Genomic DNA, 6,212 nt, shown 5'->3' on the forward strand with positions numbered 1-6,212 from the left:
CGGTCGGAGCCGGCCGGCACCAGCAGGTGGCCGCCCGGCGTCCGGGTGTCACCCTCCAGCGAGGACCGCCGCGCGTCCAGGCCGAAGGAAGCCCGCGCCGGAAGATCGTGCACGGCCGACACGGTCGGCCTGGCGCCCAGGCCCCGCACGATCGCCTCGCCCAGCTCGCGCAGGTTGTGCGGGGGCAGCGAGAAGTGGACGACGGTGTCGTCCGCGTGGATCCCGGCGTCCTGGTCGATCCGGACCCGGTCGCGGGCGGCGTGGGTGCTGCCCATGAGGACGCCGGACCCGTCCACGGCCCGCGGCGGGATCCCGGTGACGAGGACCCGCTCGTTCCCGTCCTCGTCCGTGGTCGTCTCGCGGGCGCGCCGCTCCCGGTACTCGTCGGGCAGGCCGAGCAGGTGGCCGATCTCGTGCGCCAGGACGGTGCGGCGGGTGTCCAGGGACCACCGGGCGCTGTTCTCGCGGATGTCACCGTCGACGACCTCGACCCGGTGGTGGGCCGTCGCCGGATCGTCGACGAACTCGGCGCGGACCACCAGGACGTCGCCGTCGGGCAGCCGGTGCCCGGTGTTGTAGTAGTCGTCCACGCCCTGGCGAGCGCGGTCGCGCAGGCTCCGCAGCTCCGAGCCGTTGTCCCCGGCCGGCAGCCCGGCGGTGTCGAGGTGGATGCGCACCACGACCTCGACGGCCGGGCGGCCGTCCGTCAGGACGACCCGGCTCGCCTGGAAGGCGCGGAGCCCGGTGGCGGTGCTGGAGTGCAGCGCGGGGTTGTCCGGGGCCCTGACCTCGGCGGTGTCCAGGACCCGGGCGACCGTCAGGTCGGGCGCCGCCGCCGCGTACGCCGGCCGCGGCGGGGCGGCCGGGTCCGGGGTCTGCGACCGGGTGTCGGAGAGCGCGTCGGACTCGTGCACCGACGCCATGTCGTCGTCGCTCATGAAGTAGCGCGTGGAGTCCGAGTAGGAGCTCGCCACCGACTCCATGTCGTCGTCGGCGTCCCGGTACAGGTCCATCTCCTCGTCGGTGAGGGGCCTGCCGGACGGGGAACCGGCGCCGTGCTCGGAGCCGCGGTCGTGTCCGGGGGTCCGCGGCCACTGGCCGGGCGGGAACGGCCAGACCTCGTCGAAGCCCTCCGGCGTGTCCGGCCGGTAGCCCGGCGAGGAGCCCGTGGACTCCTCGTCGAAGCCCTCCGGCGTCGCCGGACGGTAGCCCGGCGAGGAGGCGGCGGAGCCGTCGTCGGCGCCGGGCGTCCGCGGCGGGGCGCCGTCGTCGTGCTCCGGGGACGAGGGCACGGAGCCGTCGTCCGACCGCGGCGTGGACGGCACCGAGCCGTCGCCGGCCCCCGGGGTCGACGGCAGGTCCTGGCCGGGGTGGAGCGGCTCGTAGTCGTACAACGGCTGGTAGGTCAGCGTGGTCGGATCGACCCGGTACCTGCCGGGCTCGTACACCGGCACGCTGAGCTGCGGCGGCGGGACGTGCCCGTCGGCGATCGAGAAGTCGACGATCCGGTACTGCTCGTCCCGCCACACCGTGATCTCGACACCGGAGAACCGCACCCGGTCCTGGAAGGTGCCGTCGGGCCGCAGCATCTGGTTCTCGATCTGCGCCCCGTAGTAGGCCGCGTAGAGCCGCTCGGCCGGCGTCCACTCCCGGGGCAGGCCGCGGCCCGCGGTGGCGTCCAGGTCCGGGCTGATCCGGTCGGCGGGCACCGCGTCCGGCGGCGCCGACCCGTGGAAGGGGGGCCGGTCGTCGGGCCGCCGGGCGCTGCTGCCGAGCGGCAGCGGCTCGGTGAGCGGGACGGAGCGCTGCGCGTGCGGCGGCAGCACCACGCCGGGCTGCTCGTCCGCCGGGCGGTGGACCAGGTGGCGGCCGTCCCGGGTGATGCCCTCGATCCGGATGCCGTCGCCGCCGGTGCCGGTCCAGTGCACGGCGCCGTTGACGTTCCGGTCGTCGGCCCGGTTCCGGTGGAGGTACGCGTCCTCGACGGCGTCGTGCACCCGGCCGGTCGTCCAGTTCCGGGGGTAGAACGTGTTGGTCGGGTGGTCCGCACGGAGGCGCCAGCGCGAGGGGAAGGACGCCATCGGCGCCCACGGCGACACCGTGGGGTCGAGGAACCAGACGGCGGCGCGGTAAGTCCCGTTGGGGTGCTGGGCGAACGGCTCTCCGATCTTGATCCCCTTGCGCTCCCCGGCCATCGGGCCGCGGGGGCGGCCGCCCGGCTCCCGGGGCGGCGGCCCCGGCGGCTGGTGGTGGACCCCGGTCATGTCGTACCGGCTGCCGTACCGCACCAGGTCGGTGACCTGCTGGTCGAAGGCCACCCGGGTCTCGTGCCAGGGCAGGAAGGCGGGCGCGCCCTGCACGCCCCGGTCCTCGGAGGGACGGAACGAGACGATCTCGGCCACCTCGACCGGGCCGCCGGGCCGCCGCTCGGTCCGGACGCGGACCTCGCCCTCGATCCGCACCCCGGCGTACTCGCCCGTCCACGCCCAGGACACCGGGCCGAGCTCCGTGAACGCCTCGTCGCCCCGGCGCAGGGCGCTCTGGTACGCCTGCTGCGCCGCGTAGGAGACGTCCTCGGACGTCCAGTGCTCCGGGAACATCACCCGGGTCCGCTCGGACGGCGGGAGGGCGAGGTCGCCGGTCCGGTCGCCCTGACCGGTCCGCCCGTCGTCGGACGACCGGTCCCGGACCAGGAAGGTGCCGTTGCGGTGCTCCGAGCCGGGCACCCGGAACGGCTGCGGCCGACCGGTGCCGGGCGTCGGGAACAGGTGGCCGCCGCCGTCGCGCCCGGCCCCCGGGGGCCGCATGCTGTCGCCCGTCAGGGTTCCGTACAGCGCCGTGTGCAGGGCCCGGGCGGACAGCCGCGGCCGCGGCGGGTGGACGCCGTCCCCGGCGGGCCCGCGGTCCGGCCCGAAGGCCAGGTCGACCGCGAGCCCGATCTGCTCCAGGTGCCGCTGGCGGAGCAGCCGCTCTTCCCTGAACGCGGCCGCCGTCGGGTTGTCCACGTCGATCAGCGGCCGGCGGAAGCGGTCGCTCAGGTCGGCGCCCATGAGGCCCTGGGCGTAGGCCGGGCGGGCAGCGTGCGCGGCGGAGCCCTCGCGGTACTCGTCCGCCAGGCCGAGCAGGTGGCCGACCTCGTGCGCGACCGTGTCGGGCCGGATGTCCAGCGTCCAGTCCCTGGCGGTGCTCCGGCCCTGCTCGCGGTGGATCCTCACGACCTGGTGCGCGTCGGCCGGGTCCTGCACGAAGTCGAGTCGCACCCGCAGCCGGTCGCCGCTGGGCAGCCGCTGGTCGCCCCCGTAGTACTCCGCCATCGCGGCGCGGGCCCGGTCCACCATCTCGTCGAAGCCGCGGGCGGTCACCGGGTCGGCCAGGTTCAGCCTGGTGGGGTCCACGTCGAGGTGGATCCGGACGGTGATGCGCGACTCGGTGTCGCCGTCGGCGTACCTCACCCGCTCCACCGTGAACCGCTGCCGGTTCCGGGCCTGGACGCTGTACTGGAACAGGTCCGTCGGGGGGCTCACCTCGCGGATCCCGATCAGCTCGACCGCCTCGGGCCCGCGGTCGGCCCGCTGGTCCGGCACCCGCTGGTCCGGCTGGGCCCAGAAGTCGGTGATCCGGCCGTTCTCCACCCGCACCGTGAGACGCACCCCGGCGAAGCTGCCGTGCGAGAGGACGGGCGCGGTGCCGCCGTCCTGCGGCGCCGGTCCGCCGGGCACGCGGTGCGCCGATCCCGCGACGCTGGTCGCGGCGTAGCGGGCCTCGTCGGCGGTCCACTCCCGGGGCAGGCCGCGGCCCTCGGTCGGGTTGTCCCACGCGGCGGCCGTGAAGAACCGGCGCCGGCCGTCGAGCATCGACTCGCCGGCCACGGTGCGCGGTGCCTCGGGAACCTGCGGCTGCCCCTCCGAGGTCAGGACCTCGGCCAGCCGGTCCGTGCCCGCGGCCCCGTGCAGGAGCGGGATCGCCTGCTCGATGGTGGGGTCCTGCCCGGGGACGAGCCGGACCTCGGTGGCGTCGGCGTCCTCGGTGAACTCCAGTCGGAGGTCGATCGGGGCGTCGTGCGCCGCGCGGTGGCCGTCCAGGTACTCCTCGGCGGCGCGGCGCAGCGTCTCCTCGGCGTGCTGCCGGCCGGCCGGACCGGTGTCCTCCCCACCGACCAGCCGGACCCGGGCGGTGACCCGGAGGGCGTCCCTCCCGTCGAACAGCAGGTCGCGGCGGACGGTGACCGGCCCGAGGCCGTTCAACCGCACGTCGGTGCCCCGGGTGGCCGTCAGCGTGGAGGGGTTGTGGTACTCCGGGTTGTCGAAGCCCTGGTAGGGCGACGGGCGGTGGTAGTAGAGGGCGCCGTCCGGGCCGAACCGGCCCTCGATCCAGACGCCGCCCGCCCGGCCGACCACCAGCCGGGAGCCGTCGGACTCATGACGGGTGAGCAGCGGGTGGTCGAGCGCCTGGGTGACGTGGGCGCTGAGCTCCGTCGCGCCCCAGTTCTCCGGGTAGTGGACGGTGCCGGGGTCGAGCGCCGACCGGTGCCAGCGGCTGGGGAACCGGGCCAGCGGGGCGTGCTCGCCGAGCCCGGGGGCGAGGTGCGTCTCGAAGACGCGGACGGTGCCGTTGGGCAGGGTCACCCGCGACCGGCCGGGCCCGGGCGGCTGCGGGCGGCGGGGTTCGCCGGTCACCGAGCCGTCGAGGTCGACGGGCTGCCAGGCGGTGGCGGTCGGCCGGCTCGGCCGGAGGGCCGGAGCCACCTGGTTGGGGACCTCCGGCATCGGCGGGACGTGCAGCTGCGCGTGGTCCCGCTGGTCGCCGACGCCGTGGACGGCGGTGATCAGCCCGTCCGTGACCTCGACGTCGACCCAGACGTCGCCGACCGGGCCGCGGACGATCAGGTTCTCGACCTGGCCGTGTTCGGCCTCGTACCGGGTGAGGATCTCGACCGCGGCCCAGCGGGCGTCGAGGGCGCTCCACTGGTGCGGCAGGCTCCGCTCGGCGGGGAGGTCGCGCGGGTCCGCGTCCAGCGCGTCGTCGTGGAAGTACTGGTCCAGGTCCGCGAGGTGCTCCACGGCCGCCTGGTCGTGGCCGGGGCTGACGGCGGGTGCCTCCTCGTCCGGCCGCAGGCCGGGTTCGCGCAGGTCGGCGGGGACGTCAGGGGCGGGCCGGGGCGCGGGCGGGGGCGCCGCCTGGTGCAGCTCCGCGATGTTCCGGTGGAACACGTCCAGGTCGCCGTGGACCGTCAGCGGGGCCAGGACGGACTCCGCGGTGGAGACCGCGTCGTGCTGGACGACCACCTCGGCGAAGACGGCCGGGTGGGCCGGGTCGGGGTCGATGACCACGGAGACCGGCAGCCGCGGCACGCCGTGCGCGTCGGCCCTCTCCTGCGCCCGCGCCTCGACGTACTCGTCGACGGCGCGCTGGAGCCGGCCGAGCACGTACGCCTGCCGCTCGGGCGTCACCCCGTCCTGGACGTGCGTGCGCACGGGCAGGGTGATCTGCAGCCCCTCCTGCCCGGAGTCGAAGCGGACCCGGGTGACGCCGAACGGGAGGGCGCCCGCCGTGACCCGGAGCTGGGGCGCGACGGCCTCCACCCGGTCGGGGTCCCAGCGGGGCAGGGGCTGCGCGGTGGTCGGACGGTGGGCCAGGTGGGCCCCCTCGCGGGAGAGTCCCTCGATGCGGACGCCGTTGGCCTCGCCCACCCAGTAGTAGGTGCGACCGTCCTCCAGGAGGACCCGCCGCTCGGGCGGCGTGTTGTCGTGCGCCGCGTCGACGACGGCGAGCAGCTGCTCGGGGAACCAGCTCCGCGGGTACATGGTGCGCAGGCCGCCGTCGTCCTGGCGGATCCGCCAGCGGGTGGGGAATCCGGAGAGCGGCGAGTCCGGCGCGACGGTCGGGTCCAGGAAGGCCGCCCGGGCCCGGTAGGTGCCGTTGTGGGCCGGCGGGCCGGTCTCGACGATCCGCACCCCGTGCGCCCGGAGGATCTCGGTGGCTTCCGGGCGGTCCGGGGCGAACTCGTGGTGCAGGCCGGTGAGGTTCTGCCGGTCGCCGTAGCGGACGACGTCCTCGGCGCGCCGCCCGAAGGTCCCGAAGGCCCGGGCCGGGTCGTCGGGGCTGGGGCGGTGGGGGGCGTTCAGCGGCGGGTCCGTGTCCGGCTGGTCGTCGGCCGGACGGAACGCCGGGAAGCGGTCGCCGTGGACCTCGCCCTCGATCCGCACCCCGGC

General features: G+C 76.1%; 1 protein-coding gene. It reads right to left on the reverse strand.

The genetic code is table 11. The annotated features are described in order from the left end of the window. Positions 1-6,212, reverse strand: a 6,212-nt coding sequence (locus ABT093_RS40175; protein ID WP_350572462.1) for an EndoU domain-containing protein, incomplete at both ends; no start/stop codon positions are given.

It is taken from the genome of Kitasatospora sp. NPDC002551, from assembly GCF_040296005.1.
Lineage (GTDB): Bacteria > Actinomycetota > Actinomycetes > Streptomycetales > Streptomycetaceae > Kitasatospora.